The sequence below is a fragment of the Saccharopolyspora gloriosae genome (genome assembly GCF_014203325.1).
GTDB classification, from domain to species: Bacteria; Actinomycetota; Actinomycetes; order Mycobacteriales; family Pseudonocardiaceae; genus Saccharopolyspora_C; species Saccharopolyspora_C gloriosae.
This window is the reverse complement of sequence record NZ_JACHIV010000001.1, coordinates 5710653-5726771: the sequence shown is the minus strand read 5'-3', so window position 1 is coordinate 5726771 and position 16119 is coordinate 5710653. Positions and strand designations below refer to the sequence as shown.

Below are 16119 nucleotides of genomic sequence, written 5' to 3'. Positions count from 1 at the left end.
CTCTCCTTGCGATGTCGGGAGCGGGATCAGGAGGCGGCGCGGAGTTCGGCGCCGTCGACGGCGTCGGTCGTCCACACCGCGTCGGGCCGCAGCCACCGCTGCATCCGGGACGGCGCGTCCACGGCGATGAGGACGAGCACGACGAACGTCAGGCCGAACGACAACGTGGCCAACGCGGTGCCGAGGCTCAGGCTGCCGGCCAGTGCGGCACCGAGCGCGGGGGCGACGGCGCCGCCGAGCGAACCGACGTTGTAGCTGAACCCGAGCGCCGCGGCGCGGTGGCGCACGTCGAAGTAGCCACCGATCCACTTCGGCAGCAGGCCCGCGATGCCCTGGCCGAAGATCTGCTGCACGAACAGCAGCGCGCCCAGCGCGAGCAGGCTGCTGCCGCCGATGGCGAAGACGGGGAAGATGACGACCTGCGAGACGAGCAGGCTGATCCAGTAGGCGCGCCGGGTGCCGAGCCAGTCGCCGGTGAACCCGGCGACGCAGCAGCCCACGGCCGCGCCGAGACCCGCGAAGAACAGCACGTTGCCGGTTTCGGTGGCGGTGTAGCCGAGGTCGGTCTTGAGGTACGTCGGCAGCAGCGACTGGATCGGCCACGAGTACAGGAACGCCGTGAACACGATGACGAGCACGGTGAGGCCGGTGGGCCAGCGCGCTCCGGTGAACTGCACCATGTACGACACGAACACGGCGGCGGTGAGCACGCCCAGCACCGCGATCAGCCAGACCGATCCGGCGGCCTGCGTGAAGATCGCGATCAGCGCGCCCAGCGCGACCAGCCCGGACATCACGTTGAGCGGTGCGCGGCGCCCGGTGAACAGGATGCCGATCACCGACGGGGAGGCGGTGCCGGTCTCCTGCTGCTCGGACCAGTCCCGCGACTCGGGCAGGCTCCGGCGCAGCCAGACGGCGAGCAGGATCGGCAGCAGCCCGATGTAGAACAGCGCGCGCCAGCCGAAGGCGGGCACGATCAGGCTGTAGGCCTGCGCCGCGACGACGGTGCCGATGGAGTAGCCGGAGATGAGGAATCCGCTGGCCTTGTTGCGCATCGTCGTCGGCCAGGACTCGATGACGTAGGTGGAGCTGGCGCCGTACTCGCCGGCCATGCCGAGCCCGACGATGAGCCGCGCCGCGAACAGCACTCCGAAGGTCGGCGCGAGACCGCAGATCAGCGTGCCGACGGAGAACAGCACGATGCTGGCGATCATCGCGGACTTCCGCCCGTAGCGGTCCGCCAGCGCCCCGAGGGTGAGGCCGCCGATCCACCGGGAGATGAACGCCGCCGAGATCAGCGTGGCCGCCTGCACCGTGGTGAGCCCGAACTCCGCCTTGATCTCGGTGAGCACCAGCGTGATCAGCACGAAGTCGAAGCCGTCGAGCAGGTAGCCGATCCAGGCGGCGGCGAACGCCTTCCACTGCGTTCGATCCAGCTGCCGGTACCAGGGCACGTTCCCGGTGCCGGTCGGGGCGGCACGTCGCATGGGTCACCTCAGTTCCTGAGCATGTCGCACCTCGGTGTGCGGACATTGGACATCAGACGTTGGACGTCTGTGTCGCCGGAACTGTAGAGTGCCCCTCGCGGCCTGTAAACCCCCGAGATCGACAGTGCGAGGCGGAATCCCGATGACAGACGTGGCGATCGGCACGACTCGCCGCCCGGTGCTGGACCCGCTGCCCGAGCGGGTCCTGGAGCTGATCCACGACCGCGGACTGCGGCCCGGTGATCCGATGCCGACGGAGCTGGAACTGATCGAACTGCTCGGCGTGTCCCGCAACAGCGTGCGCGAAGCCGTCCGCTCGCTGCGCGCGCTCGGCATCGTCGACGTCCGCCACGGCCACGGCACCGTCGTCGGCGACGCGTCGCTGCGGGTGCTGTCACCGTCGCTGACCTTCCGCGCGGTCGCGGGCGGTGCCGACGACCTCGCCGGGCTGCGCAACCTCATCGAGGTGCGGGAACTCATCGAGGTCGGCGTCGTCGGCCGCCTCGCCGGTGAGCTCGACGAGTCCACATTGGACTCACTGGACGCGTTGTGCGCCGCGATGGGCGAGACCGAGCTGGACCCGGAGACCGACCGGGAGTTCCACCGCGTGCTCTACGCGCGAGTCGACAACCCGCTGATCGGCCAGCTCGTCGACGTCTTCTGGGACTCCTACCGCACCGCGCACGCCGTGCTCAGCGCGCCCGGCGACACCGAGAAGGCCGAAACCGTGCGCCTGCACACCGCGATCGTCGACGCCCTGCGCGCGGGCGACTCCGCCGCCGCCCGGGATGCGATGACCGCGCACTTCGCCGAGATCAACCACCGCCTCGGCTCCGCCGAAGCCGCGCGCTGACCAGGCACGTCCGAAGCCCCCGACGCGACGCCCGATGTCGGGCGAGGCGAACGGGGGCTTCGCGGGACGAATTCCGGCGCGGCCGTTTTCCGGGCAGCACGGGTCCCGCCGCGAATTGCGGTGGTACTGCGGGAATCGTCGAAGAACGCCGGTGGAGAACCGGGATGGATCAGAAGGTGACGCCCTGCGCGGACGGCTGGAGGGTGCCGATCTGCATCGACTCGATCGGGAATTCGAGGTATTCCTGGTCGCCGCTGTCGATGTTCACGTTGACCTCACCGGAGGTGTCCTGGAATCCGGCCTTGAACCCGGTGGCGGTGGGGATCTCGTTCTTGTCGCCGAGCTCCATGTGCACGCCCGCGAACGCGGTGCGGCCCGGCTCCAGCGAGATCTCGGTTGGCCCGCCGGGGATCTCGACGTTCTCGGAAGCCACGTCGATGGGCTCACCGGCCATGTTCTCCGGGGTCAGGGAGGCCCAGCCGGAGACGGGGCAGGTCTCGTCCGAGTTGTTGGTGACCGCCATCAGGAACACGCCGGCGCGGTCCGGCTGCGGGATCAGGTCGACCTTGTAGTCCTCGGCGGAGCACGGGGAAGCGGAGATGTCCTCCGCGGAACCGCCCTGCTGGACCGCGGCGTTCGACACGCCCTCCGGGACCGAACCGGTGGCCTGGCCGCACCCGACCAGCAGCAGCGCGCCGCTGAACAGGGCTGCGGTGGCACCGAGCTTGCGGGTCTTGGTGAGCGACATGGTGGTGTTCCCCCTTCTCGTTCCTGCACGGGCATCCCGTGCTCTTTTCACCCCGTAAGACGTCTGCCCCGCAACGGGGTTGTTCGCGGGTTCGAAAAAATCCGAACGGGCACTTCCGCTGCCCTTTCGTTCCTGTTTCGTGCCCGCGAGTGGTGGTCTCGGCTCGGTAGGCTGATCGCATTCGCGAGCGAACCGCGCGGGCGCACGCCTCGGCGCCGGGCCGCACCGGGTCGCCGCTTCGCGGGCGCGAGCCCCCGGAAACCTGGTAGGTCCACATGAGACGAACGAACGACGCCAGGGCCGTGCGCCCGCGGCGCCCGTCCCGCGCGGCGACCGTGCTGGCCGTGTCCGCGGTGCTGACCGCGCCCGCGGCGACGACCGCGCTCGCCGCCGCGCCGGAAGGCCCGGACACCGCGCAGCAGCGGGCCTACGAGTCCGCCGCCACCGAGTTCGGCGTGCCGCAGTCGCTGCTGATGGCGGTCTCCTTCCAGCTCACCCGGTGGGAGGACCACCACGGCGAGCAGAGCAGGGCAGGCGGCTACGGCCCGATGCACCTCGTGGAGCTCAGCGAGCAGGAACTGCGCGACCGGAACCCGAAGCTCGGTGAGCTCGGAGCCGATCCGGCGCTGCACACCCTCACCGAAGCCGCGGAACTGGTGGACGCCGATCCGGCGCGGCTCAAGACGGACTCGGCCGCGAACATCCGGGGCGGGGCGGCGCTGCTGGCGGAACGCGCCACCGGGGCCGACGGCCGGCTTCCGGAGACCGTCGGCGACTGGTACCCGGCGGTCGCCGAGCTCAGCGGCGACCCGGACACGAGCGCGGCCCGCGCCTTCGCCGACGACGTGTACGACGTGCTCGGCCAAGGCCGGGCCCGCACCACCTCCACCGGCCAGCGCCTCGCGTTCGCGCAGGTCGCCGACGCGGAACCGGCCGCACCGCCCGCGCCCGGCGTCGACGAGTCCGAAGTGGACTGCCCGGCGGACGTGGACTGCCGGTACATCCCCGCGGCCTACGAGCCCACCGACCCGGAGGACCCCACCGCGGGCTACGGGAACTACGACACCGCGCAGCGGCCCGACGACGTCGGCATCGACTCGATCGTCATCCACGACACCGAGATCTCCTACGAGTCGACGATCACCGCGTTCCAGAACCCCGCGCACGGAGCCGCCGCGCACTACGTGATCCGCTCCTCCGACGGCGAGATCACGCAGATGGTGCCCGTCGAGGACATGGCGTGGCACGCGGGCAGCTGGGAGCGCAACATGCGCTCCATCGGCATCGAGCACGAGGGTTGGGCCGCCGAAGGCGGCACCTGGTACACGGAACCGATGTACCGCGCGTCCGCGAAGCTGGTGCGCCACCTCGCCGACGAGTACGACATCCCGCTCGACCGCGAGCACATCCTCGGCCACGACGAGGTGACCGCCGAAACGGCGGCGAAGGCCGGCAGCGAGCACTACGACCCCGGCCCCTTCTGGGACTGGACGCACTACATGGACCTGATCGGCGCCCCCTCGGCGGCGAGCGGCGAGGACGCGGACGCGGTCACCATCGACCCCGACTTCGACTCGAACCGCCCCGAGGTCACCAGCTGCCCGCCCGACGAGGAGTGCCAGGTGCTGCCCGCGCAGCCCGCGAACTTCCTCCCGCTGCGCACCGAACCCCGCGCCCACGCCCCGCTGCTGAGCTCCGAGGTGCTGCACCCCGACGGCGGCCCCGGCACGACCCGGATCGACGACTGGGGAGACAAGGCCACGACCGGACGGCAGTACGCCGTCGCGGAGCGCTCCGGTGGCTGGCTCGCCATCTGGTTCGACGGCCGGAAGGCGTGGCTGCACGACCCCGACGGGAAGAACACGACGCCCGCCTCGGACGTCGACCTCCGCACGCCCGTCCGCGACGGCATCCCGACCTACGGCAGGCCGCTGCCCGACGCCGCGGACTACCCCGGCGGCATCGACCCGCAAGTGCTCGAACCGCTGCCGTACACGATCCCGGCGGGCCAGGTGTACGTCACGGGAACGCCCACGGACGCCCTCGACTACTACGCGACCTACGACGAGCTCGACGACCCGGACAACCACACCGTGATCAGCGGCTCCGAGACCTTCGTCCCCGTCTCCTACCACCACCGCTGGGTCTACGCGAAGAAATCAGACCTGGAACGAGCCTGAGGCCGCCGTCGCCTCAGGAGGACCAGAGGTGCCACGTTCTCGTGGTGATCAGGGCGGCGGACAGGGCGGTGCACAGGGCGAAACCGGCGGCGTCGTTGATCAGCAGGCAGATCACGGCGAGCACTCCGGTGAGCACGCCCAGCACCAACCGTCCCCGGCCGGGGGTGGCGGTGGCCAGCTCGTCGTCGGAGAACGCGCGGGCGAATTCCGGGTCGTCGATGGTGAGCCGGTTCTCGATCTCCGCGAGCAGGCGTTGTTCGTAGCGGTGCACGGCGTCCCCTCCCGGCTCGTGCGCGGACGTGTCCGCTGAGCTTGGCGGGCGCGGGGCGCGGGGGTGAGAGGACAACGGCCCGCTTTCCCGGGCCGAAAGGCCCGGACGCCGGGCGGCCACCTCGGCCGCCCGGCGTCGGGTCAGCCTTGGCGCACCGCCGCGAACGGTGCCACGTCGGGGTAGCCGCCGGTGCCGCCGACGGTCAGCAACCGCCCGTCGGCCAGTTCGGCGCCACCGGAGGGCACGCCGGCGGGCGGCCCGTCCTGCTGCTGCCAGCCGGTGCCGTCGAAGTGCAGCAGCCGCTCGCCCAGCGACCACAGCCCGCCCCCGGCGCGCACCAGGTCACCGCGGGCGCCCGCGTCCCGCGCGGCGTCGGCGAAGGACCACTCGTGGCCGTCCCAGTGCAGCAGCAGCGGTTCGTAGGTGGTGGTGCCGCCGGAGGCGTCGTGGACGTTGCCGGTGGCCCACACGTCGTCGGCGGCGAGGGACTGCACTGCGGTGAGCCGCACCGCGCGCAGCTCGCCGAGCTCGACGTCCGGAACCGGGACCTCCGTCCACTCCTGGCCGTTCCAGTGCATCGCCAGGCCCTGCGCCTGGTAGCCGCCGTCGTTGCCCACGGCCCACACGTCGTCCGGTGCCGCGGCGGTGACGTCCGAGAACGTCCAGTTCGCAGTGCGCTGCGGAACCGGGACGTCCCGCCACGCCGCGCCGTCCCAGTGCTGCGCCAGGCCGCGCCCGGTGCCCGCCCCGTCGTCGTAGGACGAGCCGACGGCCCACACGTCGTCGGTGGCGGACGCGTCGATGCCGCGCGCCCCGTCGCGGCCGCCGGTCGCGGTGAACGGGGCCTCCGCCCACCGCTCGCCGTCCCAGTGCAGGGCGGAGCCGATGCCGTACTTGGCGTCCGCGCCGATCGCCCACACGTCGTCGGCCGCCACCACGACGGCGTCGTCGAGGCGGCCGATGTCCGGCGTCGGCACCTCCGTCCAGCCGTGCGGATCCCGCAGGTAGGCGAGGCTGTGCTGCTGCGGCATCGACGTGCTCCACGAGCCGAACGCCCAGGTCGTGCCGTCCCCGCTCGCCGCTGACGTGAGCGTCGCGGAGGTGTCGCGCTCCGGCAGCGGCTCCAGCGTCCACGTCGTCGCCCCCGCCTGCGGCGCGGTGCCCACCAGCAGTGCCGCCGCGGCGACCCCGATCCATCCCGTGCGTCCCATACCGGCTCCCCAGTGATCGTCCTACCTGGGGGAACGCGGGAAGACCGCAGCAGGTTGCCTGCGGCAGGGGAGCGCCGGGGCGGAAGCCCGCCCCGGCGGGTCGTCACTTCACCTGGTTGCAGGGCAAGCCGACCGAGAAGTAGGTGCCGTCACCGCGCTTTTCGAAGCCCTGCGCGCAGACCTTTCCGGCCCCGTACTTGCCCGACACCGAGGTGCTGGGCGACCAGCCGTCCTTGCCGTTCACGCGCCAGCCCGGACCCCAGATGTCGATGTGCCCGAAGAAGCGCTCGTTCGCGTATCCGCGGACCGAGTACCGGGTCGAATCGCCGGTGATGCTGATGGTGACCTTTCCGTTGCGCCCGATGGAATCCCGATTCCACGGTGAGTCCGCGGCGGCGCTTCCGGTGATTCCCATCGTGAACATGATTGCGACCAGTGCGATCAGGGCATGGCGACGCATGGTGTTTCCCTTCGGGGCAGGTTGGAACCGTTTCCTTCTGGTCGATCGCCGGAGAGCGCGGAAGTCCGCCAGGTCGTAGGCGGTGGTTTTCCCAGCGCACCGAGGTGGTGGCTCAGCGAGGTCCGGCAGGTTTTCCTGCGGTGGTGAACCGGATGACGCGTGCTGCCGATCGAGTCGATGAATCGAACTCGACGATTCCGCTCCGCTTCAGCGGTCGCCTCTCGGCTGTTCGGATTTCGCGGAGGCGATGTTCGCGGACGGCATCTCGTTGATCCCCCTGTGCTCGCGCTGTGATCGAGGGTTTCGGGTGAACGCTTTCGCGGCCCGCTCGACCGGCTCCCCAGCGGCTTTCGACCGGGTCGACGTTAGCAGCGATTCCCCGAATCAAGTGGGTGATATGTCCGGTTCGCCTGAATGGCTGCACAGCGCGGGGAGATGCCGAGCGGGCCGGGAAATGCCGGGAAGAACCGGAAATTCCCGCCGAGTCACCTCAGGTGAGGACCACCGGCAAGGTTCGGTAGCCGTTCATGACGAGGCTGGTGCCGCGGTGCAGGTCTTCGCCGGGGACGGCGAGGCGGGCCGACGGGAAGCGGCGGGTGAGTTCGGCGAACGCCACCTCGCCCTCCAGGCGGGCCAGCGGGGCGCCGAGGCAGTGGTGCAGGCCGTGGCCGAAGGCGATGTGGCCCGAGTGCGCGCGGTCCAGGTCCAGCTCGTCGGCGTGCTCGAACTGCGCGGAGTCCCGGTTCGCCGAGGTCAGGTTGATCATCACCAGCTCGCCCGCCGGGATGGTCACCTCGCCGACGGTCACGTCCTCGGTGGTGAAGCGGTGGGTGGCCATCCGCAGCGGGCCGTCGAACCGCAGCACCTCCTCGACCGCGCGGGGCAGCAGCTCCGGCCGTTCGCGCAGCGCCGCCCACTTCTGCGGGGACTCCAGCAGCCAGCGGACGCCGTTGCCGACCAGGTTCACCGTGGTCTCGTGGCCCGCGACGATCAGCAGGAAGGCGGTGGCCAGCAACTCCTCCTCGGAGAGCCGGTCGCCGTCGTCGGAGGCGACCGTCAGCGCCGAGATCAGGTCCTCGCCGGGGTTCGCGCGCTTCGCCGCGAACAGGTCGACGAAGAACGCCGCCATCTCGCGGGAAGCGGTCAGGCCGTCGCCGTGGCGCGCGGGCTCCATCAGCGCGGACGTCCAGCCGCGGAACCGGGAGCGGTCGGCCTCCGGCACGCCCATCAGCTCGCAGATCACCGTGATCGGCAGTGGGAAGGCGAACCGCTCGATCAGGTCCAGCGGTTCACCCGTCGGCAGCTCGTCGAGCAGGCCGGACACCAACGACTCCACCCGGGGGCGCAGGTTCGCGATGCGGCGGGCGGTGAAGTCCCGCGCCAGCAGCTTGCGCAGCCGCGTGTGGTCCGGCGGGTCGGAGTTGAGCATGTGCTTGGAGAACAGGCCGGAGAGCTCGCCCTCCGGCTGGTCCAGCTTGCTCAGGATGACCGCGTTGAGGCGGTCGGAATCCTTCGAGAAGCGCGGGTCGTTGAGCGCCGCGCGGGCGTCGGCGTAGCGGCTGATCACCCACAGCGGGGTGCCGGACTTCGGGGTGGCGAGGTGCACCGGGGCCTGCTCGCGCAGGCTCCGCTCGACCTCGGCGGCCCGGTCCCAGTAGTCCTCGTCGAACAGGGCGATTCCAGTTTCGGTCACAGCAGAAGTGTGCCGTTGATCTTCGTCGGGCACCAGGAGCCGGGCGGCACGCCGGGTGGCGCCGCGTGTGCGGGCGGGCACCGGAGATGTGGGGTTGGCCGCCGTCAGCGGCCGGCGGGGGTGGTGAGCGGGGAGTATGGCGCGGTGCGGACCCTGCTGATCGACAACCACGACTCGTACACGTACAACCTGTTCCACCAGCTCACCGAGGTGAGCGGGACGGTGCCGACGGTCGTGCGCAACGACGTGGACGCGGCGGACCTCGACCTGGACGGCTACGACGCCGTCGTGCTCTCACCGGGAGCGGGCGATCCGCGCAGGCCGCGGGACTTCGGCGTGTGCCGGGACGTGCTGCGGAAGGCGAGCGTGCCGGTGCTCGGGGTCTGCCTGGGGCACCAGGGGATCGCGGTCGCCGACGGCGGTGAAGTGGTGCGCGCCCCGCAGGCCAGGCACGGGCACCGCAGCACGGTGCGCCACACCGGGGACGCGCTGTTCGACGGCATGCCCGCCGAGTTCGACGCCGTGCGGTACCACTCGCTGTGCGTGGCCGAACCGCTGCCGCCGGAGCTGGAAGCCCTGGCGTGGGCGGAGGACGACGTGCTCATGGCGCTGCGGCACCGCACCCTGCCGCGCTGGGGCGTGCAGTTCCACCCGGAGTCGATCGAAACGGAGCTCGGCACCCTGCTGCTGCGGAACTTCCGCCGCCTCGCCTGCGAAGACCGGGCCGTCGTGGCGGCGCCGCACGGGGCCGCGCGGCACGCCGCGCCGGAACCCCGCGCGGCGGAGGGCGAGGAGCCGATCCACTACACCGCGCACGTCGCGACGCTGCCCTGGGAGGTCGACGCGGAAGCGGCGTTCGCGCAGCTGCACGCGGCGTCGGCGGACGCGTTCTGGCTGGACAGCTCGCGGGTGCGGCCCGGCCTGTCCCGGTTCTCCTACCTCGGTGACGCCGCGGGCCCGCTCGCCGAGGTCGTGCGCCACCGCGTCGGCCCCGGCCAGGAGTCGATCTTCGACCGGTTGCGGCGGGAACTCGCCCGGCGGCACGTGCACGCCCCGCGGCTGCCGTTCGACTTCGTCGGCGGTTACGTCGGCTACTTCGGGTACGAGCTCAAGGCCGAATGCGGCTCCCCGAACCGGCACGTCGCCGACACCCCGGACGCGATCTGGGTGTTCGCCGACCGGTTCCTCGTGGTCGACCACGAACAGCGCACCACCTACCTGGTGGCGCTCAGCGGACCCGGGTCCGGCGTGGACGACGCGCGGCGCTGGCTCACCGGCACCGAGAGCGCGCTGGCGCGGCTGCGGCCGCTGCCCGCCCCGGACACCGGCGGCGGCGCGGACGTCGCGCCGCTGCTGGACCGCGACGCCTACCGCCGGGACGTGGCGCGCTGCCAGGAACACCTTCTGGCGGGGGAGAGCTACGAGATCTGCCTGACCACCTCGGCCGCGATCCCGCCGCGCGGCAGCGCGTTCGACGCCTACCGGCGGCTGCGGGCGCTGAACCCCGCGCCGTACTCGGCCTTCCTCTCGTTCGGCGCGGTCGAGGTCGCGTGCTCCTCGCCGGAGCGGTTCCTGAAGATCAGCGACGGGATCGCCGAGGCCAAGCCGATCAAGGGCACCGCGCCGCGCGGGGACACCCCCGAGCAGGACGAGCGCTCGCGCGCCGAACTGGCGGCCGACCCGAAGAGCCGCGCGGAGAACCTGATGATCGTCGACCTGCTGCGCAACGACCTCGGCCGGGTGTGCCGGCCCGGATCGGTCCAGGTGCCGGTGCTGCGCGACGTGGAGAGCTACCGGACCGTGCACCAGCTGGTCTCCACCGTGCGCGGCGAACTCGCCGACGGCCGCGACGCGCTGGACTGCGTGCGCGCGTGCTTCCCCGGCGGCTCCATGACGGGGGCGCCGAAGCTGCGCACCATGGAGCTGATCGACGAGCTCGAAGGCACCGCCCGCGGCGTCTACTCCGGCGCGCTCGGGTTCCTGAGCTGCAACGGGAACGCGGACCTCAACATCGTGATCCGCACCCTCGTGCGCTCCGGCGGTGACTGGCGGGTCGGCGCGGGCGGCGCGGTCGTGCTCGCCTCCGACCCGACGGCGGAATACGAGGAAATGCTCCTCAAAGCTTTGGCGTCAGCTCGGGCTTGTTGAGGGTTCGCCGGGGGCGGCTTGCCTGGTGGGTCGGGTGGCGGAAGCTCACTGCCTGTCCAGGTGAGTGGCGTTTGTTGGTCGTTGTCTTTGTCAGCGGCGGAGCCGCTGAGCAGTGACCACCAAAGCAAGCCGACCACCGGCGGGTTCTCAGCGGTTTCCTCGCGAGGACAGCTTTTTTCCTCGTGGCGGAGCCACTTGGAAAAAAGATCCCGCAGCGAGGAAACCGCTGAGGTTCCGCTGAGCGACCCACTGCTCAAGCCGAGATCAAAGTCTCAGCGTTCTTGTCTTGTCCAGATGAGGCGGAGGAAGAGGTTGGTGAGGCGCCAGCCGTCGGGGGTGCGGCGGGCGTCGGCGCGGTAGCGGCCGCCGATGCTGCGGTAGCGGTCCTCGTCGCCGGCCGGGAGGGCGCCGGTCTCGATCGAGTTCCAGCGCAGCGACGCGGTGCCGCCGTGGACGGTGATCAGGTGGCCGGTGCCGAGGCGCTGCGTGCGGTCGTAGCGTTCGGCGTCGCGGCTGAGGAACTCGGCGATCGCGACCCGGTCGCGGCACAGGCGGCCGGGGAACTCCAGGCGGGCGTCGGCGGTGAACACCGAGTCCGCCCAGCCGGGCGGGAATTCCTGCTCGTCGAGCAGGCTGAAGTAGCGGTCGGCCATGGCCACCAGTTCGACGTGGTCGGCCAGCGCCAGGAGGCGCTCGTCCAGCGCCGCGAGGTGTTCGCGGGTCGTTCGCCGCTCGTCCACGTCCCGAGGATGCGCCTTGCAGTGCGCTCGAACTCCAGGGTGTGGTGGCTCAGGTCACACGTGCTTGCGGATGACGCGCTGCACCGCTTCGGCTTCGGCGTTCAGGTAGAAGTGCGCGCCGGGGAACGTGTGCAGTTCGAATGATCCGCTGGTGCGCTCCTGCCAGGCGCTCGCCTCGTCCGCGGTGACCTTCGGGTCGTCCGCGCCGATCAGCGCCACCACGGGGCAGCTCACGTCTGAGCCGGGCCGGTAGGTGTAGGTCTCCGCGGCGCGGTAGTCGGCCCGCAGCGACGGCATGACCATCCGCAGCAGTTCCTCGTTCGCCAGCACCGCCGTCGTGCTCCCGTCGAGCGCGGTGAGCGCGGCGACGAAGTCCTGGTCGTCGAGGGCGTGCACGCCCTCGTTGCGGGTGCGGTGCGGGGCGGCGCGTCCGGAGGCGAACAGCGCCCGCACGGGCGTGCCGCCGGCTTCCAGCCGCCGGGCCACCTCGAACGCGACGGAGGCGCCCATGCTGTGCCCGAACAAGGTGAGCGGCCCCTCGGCGGCCCAGCCGCGGAGTCCGTCGAGCGCCCGCTCGGCGATCTCCTCGACGCTGGTCAGGCACGGCTCGGCGCGCCGGTCCTGCCTGCCCGGGTACTGCACGGCGAGCACTTCGACGTCGGGCGCGAGCGCCTTCGACATCGGGAAGTAGTAGGAGGCGGCACCACCGGCGTGCGGGAAGCACACCAGCCGCGGCCCCGGAGCGGCAGCCGGGTGAAACCGCCTGATCCAGGCCCCGGTGTCATCGGCGATCCCCGTCATGACCCCTCACTTCCACTGGACGACCCACCCGAAGCTAACAACCCCACTACCACCCCGACCCCGAAGAGAGCCCGATCTCACCAAACCCGAGCCCCGTGCCTTGGGCGGCGTAGCCGTGCCTGGGGCGAGCGAAGCGAAGTCTGCCTTGCGGCCGAAGGCCGTGCCTGTATTCGCGCAGCGAATAGCCCACGTCCAAAGCCGACCACCCGCGGGTTCTCAGTCGGTCTCTCGCGAGGACAGCTTTTTCCCTCGTGGCGGAGCCACTTGGGAAAAAGATCCCGCAGCGAGAGACCGACTGAGGTTCCGCTACCCGACCACCAAAGCAAAAAGAGCCGTGAAATCAACCAGCCCGAAGAGGCTCACGAGCCGCGGGGGGCAGGTCGGCGGGGTTTCCTACCGCCCACTTCGCAGGATCCGTCCCGAGCTTGGTGAGTTCGGTGATCTGCAGGGCGCTCCACGGCGACACGTCCGCGGTCCCGGCGAGCACGTCGGCGGAGAACTCCGCCCACGGCACCCAGCGCACCGCTTCGACTTCGGCGGGGTTGGGGTCGGTCGTGACGTCGGCGATCACCCGGAACACCGGGCACATCTCGTTCTCCACGATGCCGTTGCCCATGACCGCGCGGTAGCGGAAGCCGGGCAGCACCAGTTCGACGTCGGGGACGTGGGTGCCGAGTTCCTCGCCGAGCCTGCGCAGCACCGCGTCCCGCGGGGTTTCGCCGGGCGCGGGGTGGCCGCAGCAGGTGTTCGTCCACACGCCGGGCCAGGTCGCCTTGCTCAACGCCCGCTGGGTCAGCAGGAACTCACCGCGCGTGTTGAACACGTAGCAGGAGAACGCCAGGTGCAGTGGCGTGTCCGCGTGGTGCACGGTCGCCTTGTCGGTGGTGCCGATGGCGTGCCCGTCCTCCGCGAGCAGGACCACTTCCTCCATGACCTTCCCTCCGATCGTCGCCCGTCGATTTGATCATGCCTGGTGACGGGCCGCCCCCGCCGTTCGGCAGCGCGGACGCAGCCCGTTTGCCCCATCGGATTCACCCTTCCGCTGGGCGCGTGATCACCGCGCGCAGCGGAACGGCCGGGGTCAGCGACCGGGCAGGTCTTCGGCGAGCAGCCGGGTGAGGTCTGCGGTGGAGGAGTCGGCCATCGAGCCGAGCCGGGTGGCCTGCCGGGCGACCATCGACTCGAAGGTCTTGCGCGCGGTGCGGCCGTTGCCGAACGTGCCGTCCTTGGGCATCTTCTCGAAGTGCTCGTGCAGCGCGTCGGCCGCGGACTCGTCGAGCTGGTAGTCGTGCCGGTGGCAGTTCTGGCGCACGATCGTCACCAGTTCGTCGGCGGCGTAGTTGGCGAACTCGATGGTGTGGCTGAACCGGGATTCGAGACCGGGGTTGGTCTCCATGAACTCCTTCATCTCCTTGGAGTACCCGGCGACGATGACCACGACGGTGTCGCGGTGGTCTTCCATGAGCTTCACCAGCGTGTCGATGGCCTCCCGGCCGAAGTCCGGTCCGGAGCCGCCCTGCCCGGAGCTCAGCGTGTACGCCTCGTCGATGAACAGCACGCCGCCGAGCGCGGTGTTGAACGCCTCGGTGGTCTTGATCGCGGTACCGCCGATGATCTGCGCGACGAGGTCCGCGCGGGCGACCTCGATGAGGTGCCCGGAGCTGAGCACGCCGAGTTCGGCGAGCACCGCGCCGTAGAGCCGCGCGACGGTGGTCTTGCCGGTGCCGGGCGCGCCCGCGAACACGAGGTGGCGGCTCATCGGCGGCGCGGACAGCCCGGCTTCCTGGCGGCGCTTGGCCATCTTGTTCAGGTTCACCAGGCTGGCCACGTCGCGCTTGACGCCTTCGAGGCCGACGAGCCGGTACATCTCGTCCAGCGGCGCGCTGTTGGTGGAGACCCCGGCCTTCGTCTGCTGCGGCTGCGCGGCGGCCGGGGCGGACCCGGCCTGCGCGGGGGCGGCGGCGGGCGGCGTCGCGGTCGGCGCGCCCCCGGCGGTGCCGTGCGCGTCGGGGAATCCGTTGCCGCTGCTGGACATCTCGGTGACGGTGAGCGTCGCCGTCGGCACCAGCTGGCGCAGTCCGGCGCCGCCGTTGTCCTTGGCGTGGCACTGGCGCACCACGACCTCTTCCTCGGTGTGCACCCGGATGCCGTCGCCCTCGTTCTCCAGGAATTCGCAGCCGGTGAGCTGCGCGCGGCCGGAGGAGGTGATGTGCAGGCCGTTGGCGTTGCTGGAGCGCAGCCGGCAGCGGTCCAGGGTGGCCTGGCCCTCCTGGCCGATGAACATCCCGTCGGCGCCGCTGCGGTACACGTCGCAGTCCTCGAACACGGCGTGGGCGGTGTGGTTCACGGCGAACCCGGAGGTGGCGGCGGCCCGCACGCTGCACCCCTGGACTTCGGCGCGGGCGCTGTCGGCGACGAGCACGCCGACGCCGCCGCAGCGGTCGATCTCCGCGTGCTCCAGCCGGGCGCGTCCGGTGCCGCTGATCTCCACGCCCGTTCCCGAGCAGTCCTGCACCTGCACGCGGCGCAGCACCGGCTCGGTGCCGGTGGTGACGCTGAGCGCGGTGCCGTCGCTGCCGCTGATGGTGAGGCGGTCGCAGTCGAACTTCGTCCGGTCCGCCAGCAGCACGCCCACCCCGGCGACCTCGGCGACGGTGGTCTCGGTGAACGAACCGGTGGCGCCGTCGGTGGTGCGGATGCCGTGGCCGGAGGCGCGGCGCACGGTGCACTGCTGCAGCGTGGCCTTCGTCTGCTCGGAGATGAGCACCCCGTCGGCCGCGGTGTCCTCGAACGCGCACTCCTCCAGCCGCACCTCGCCGGTGGTGGCGAGGTAGGCGCCGATGCCGGTGGTGCCGCGGACCGCGAGGTTGTGCAGCGTGGCCGAGGCCTGCTGCTCCACGGCGATGGCGGGTTTGGTGGCGTCGCTGAGCACCACGTTCTCGACGGTGATCTTGGCTTGGCCGTTGAGGCAGATCCCGTTGCCGCCGGAGCGCCCGGTGCGGCAGCCGCGGGCGGAGAGCACGCCCTGGTCGGCGACGACGATGCCGGAGGTGCCGAGGTCTTCGAACACGCACTCCTCGACGGTGCTGCCCGCCGCGGAGGTGACGACGACACCGGCGCCCTCGGGGTTGCGCACCTGGCAGCCGCGCATGGCGAAGGTGCCGTTGCCGAACGCGTACAGCGCCGCCCACGAGCCCGCTTCCACGGTGCACTCGGTGAGGCTGAGCCTGCCCTCGCCGGCGACGATCGCGGCCTGCTCGGCGTCCTCGCCGCGGATGGTGATGCCGGACAGCGTCGCGGTCCGCGCGGCCAGCGCGATCGCGGCGCCTTGGCGGGACACGAGCTCCACGGTCCCCGGCCCGTCCTCCGCGGTGAGCGTGACGGCCTTGGTCAGGACCAGGTTCTCCTCGTAACGCCCGGCGCTGATGCTGATCACCCCGCCCTCGCCGGCGGCGGACACGGCGTCGGTGAGGGTGCGGAAGCTACCGGGCATGGCCGGGGAGACCGAGATCATCTGCGTTCCTTCA

At 71.3% G+C, this 16119-nt stretch carries 13 protein-coding genes; 3 read left to right on the top strand and 10 right to left on the bottom strand.

Annotated elements, in window-relative coordinates:
* Window positions 1-26: 26 nt before the first annotated feature.
* Window positions 27-1487, bottom strand: coding sequence for an MFS transporter (locus BJ969_RS24775; RefSeq protein WP_184482752.1), 1461 nt, complete (start codon window positions 1485-1487; stop codon window positions 27-29).
* 142 nt (window positions 1488-1629) lie between these two features.
* Between BJ969_RS24775 and BJ969_RS24770 the strand changes: the two genes are divergently transcribed.
* Entirely contained in the window at window positions 1630-2340 is a 711-nt protein-coding gene (locus BJ969_RS24770) for a FadR/GntR family transcriptional regulator (protein WP_184482749.1), read from the top strand.
* A 169-nt stretch (window positions 2341-2509) separates the two neighbouring features.
* Here BJ969_RS24770 and BJ969_RS24765 read toward each other — a convergent pair whose 3' ends face one another.
* Window positions 2510-3088 (bottom strand): DUF4232 domain-containing protein, encoded by a 579-nt coding sequence (locus BJ969_RS24765; protein WP_184482746.1) that lies wholly within the window; start codon window positions 3086-3088, stop codon window positions 2510-2512.
* Window positions 3089-3363: 275 nt separating this feature from the next.
* On the opposite strand from BJ969_RS24765, the gene BJ969_RS24760 reads away from it, so the two are divergent.
* The gene (locus BJ969_RS24760; RefSeq protein ID WP_184482742.1) at window positions 3364-5268 is read left to right on the top strand and encodes an N-acetylmuramoyl-L-alanine amidase; all 1905 of its coding nucleotides are present in this window, start codon (window positions 3364-3366) and stop codon (window positions 5266-5268) included.
* 13 nt (window positions 5269-5281) lie between these two features.
* Here BJ969_RS24760 and BJ969_RS24755 read toward each other — a convergent pair whose 3' ends face one another.
* The 4 genes from BJ969_RS24755 to BJ969_RS24740 all read right to left on the bottom strand — a co-directional run bounded on the left by BJ969_RS24755 (window position 5282) and on the right by BJ969_RS24740 (window position 8903).
* Window positions 5282-5539: a DUF3040 domain-containing protein gene (locus BJ969_RS24755; RefSeq protein WP_184482739.1), complete on the bottom strand. Its 258-nt coding sequence runs from the start codon at window positions 5537-5539 to the stop codon at window positions 5282-5284.
* A gap of 140 nt (window positions 5540-5679) precedes the next feature.
* The gene (locus tag BJ969_RS24750) at window positions 5680-6750 is read right to left on the bottom strand and encodes a hypothetical protein (RefSeq protein ID WP_184482735.1); all 1071 of its coding nucleotides are present in this window, start codon (window positions 6748-6750) and stop codon (window positions 5680-5682) included.
* A 103-nt stretch (window positions 6751-6853) separates the two neighbouring features.
* A complete protein-coding gene (locus BJ969_RS24745; protein WP_184482731.1) occupies window positions 6854-7165 on the bottom strand; it encodes a hypothetical protein in 312 nt (103 codons plus the stop codon).
* Window positions 7166-7700: 535 nt separating this feature from the next.
* Window positions 7701-8903 carry a cytochrome P450 gene (locus tag BJ969_RS24740; protein WP_184482728.1) on the bottom strand — a complete coding sequence of 401 codons (1203 nt, stop codon included), beginning with the start codon at window positions 8901-8903 and terminating at the stop codon, window positions 7701-7703.
* A 144-nt stretch (window positions 8904-9047) separates the two neighbouring features.
* On the opposite strand from BJ969_RS24740, the gene pabB reads away from it, so the two are divergent.
* The gene (gene pabB, locus BJ969_RS24735; RefSeq protein WP_184482725.1) at window positions 9048-11051 is read left to right on the top strand and encodes an aminodeoxychorismate synthase component I; all 2004 of its coding nucleotides are present in this window, start codon (window positions 9048-9050) and stop codon (window positions 11049-11051) included.
* Window positions 11052-11323: 272 nt separating this feature from the next.
* Here the strand turns inward: pabB and BJ969_RS24730 are convergent, their stop codons facing one another.
* The 4 genes from BJ969_RS24730 to BJ969_RS24715 all read right to left on the bottom strand — a co-directional run bounded on the left by BJ969_RS24730 (window position 11324) and on the right by BJ969_RS24715 (window position 16106).
* Window positions 11324-11791 (bottom strand): nuclear transport factor 2 family protein, encoded by a 468-nt coding sequence (locus BJ969_RS24730; RefSeq protein ID WP_184482722.1) that lies wholly within the window; start codon window positions 11789-11791, stop codon window positions 11324-11326.
* 54 nt (window positions 11792-11845) lie between these two features.
* A complete protein-coding gene (locus BJ969_RS24725) occupies window positions 11846-12592 on the bottom strand; it encodes a thioesterase II family protein (protein ID WP_184482720.1) in 747 nt (248 codons plus the stop codon).
* 340 nt (window positions 12593-12932) lie between these two features.
* On the bottom strand, window positions 12933-13523 hold the full coding sequence (gene idi, locus BJ969_RS24720) for an isopentenyl-diphosphate Delta-isomerase (RefSeq protein ID WP_184482717.1): 591 nt from the start codon (window positions 13521-13523) through the stop codon (window positions 12933-12935).
* A 150-nt stretch (window positions 13524-13673) separates the two neighbouring features.
* Complete coding sequence (locus tag BJ969_RS24715) at window positions 13674-16106, bottom strand: right-handed parallel beta-helix repeat-containing protein (protein ID WP_184482714.1); 2433 nt, start codon at window positions 16104-16106, stop codon at window positions 13674-13676.
* Between the last annotated feature and the right edge of the window lie 13 nt (window positions 16107-16119).

Coding starts and splice junctions, on each gene's coding strand:
- BJ969_RS24775 (WP_184482752.1), bottom strand. CDS start 1,487: ATGCGACGTGCCGCCCCGACCGGCACCGGGAACGTGCCCTGGTACCGG.
- BJ969_RS24770 (WP_184482749.1), top strand. CDS start 1,630: ATGACAGACGTGGCGATCGGCACGACTCGCCGCCCGGTGCTGGACCCG.
- BJ969_RS24765 (WP_184482746.1), bottom strand. CDS start 3,088: ATGTCGCTCACCAAGACCCGCAAGCTCGGTGCCACCGCAGCCCTGTTC.
- BJ969_RS24760 (WP_184482742.1), top strand. CDS start 3,364: ATGAGACGAACGAACGACGCCAGGGCCGTGCGCCCGCGGCGCCCGTCC.
- BJ969_RS24750 (WP_184482735.1), bottom strand. CDS start 6,750: ATGGGACGCACGGGATGGATCGGGGTCGCCGCGGCGGCACTGCTGGTG.
- BJ969_RS24745 (WP_184482731.1), bottom strand. CDS start 7,165: ATGGGAATCACCGGAAGCGCCGCCGCGGACTCACCGTGGAATCGGGAT.
- BJ969_RS24725 (WP_184482720.1), bottom strand. CDS start 12,592: ATGACGGGGATCGCCGATGACACCGGGGCCTGGATCAGGCGGTTTCAC.
- idi (WP_184482717.1), bottom strand. CDS start 13,523: ATGGAGGAAGTGGTCCTGCTCGCGGAGGACGGGCACGCCATCGGCACC.
- BJ969_RS24715 (WP_184482714.1), bottom strand. CDS start 16,106: ATGATCTCGGTCTCCCCGGCCATGCCCGGTAGCTTCCGCACCCTCACC.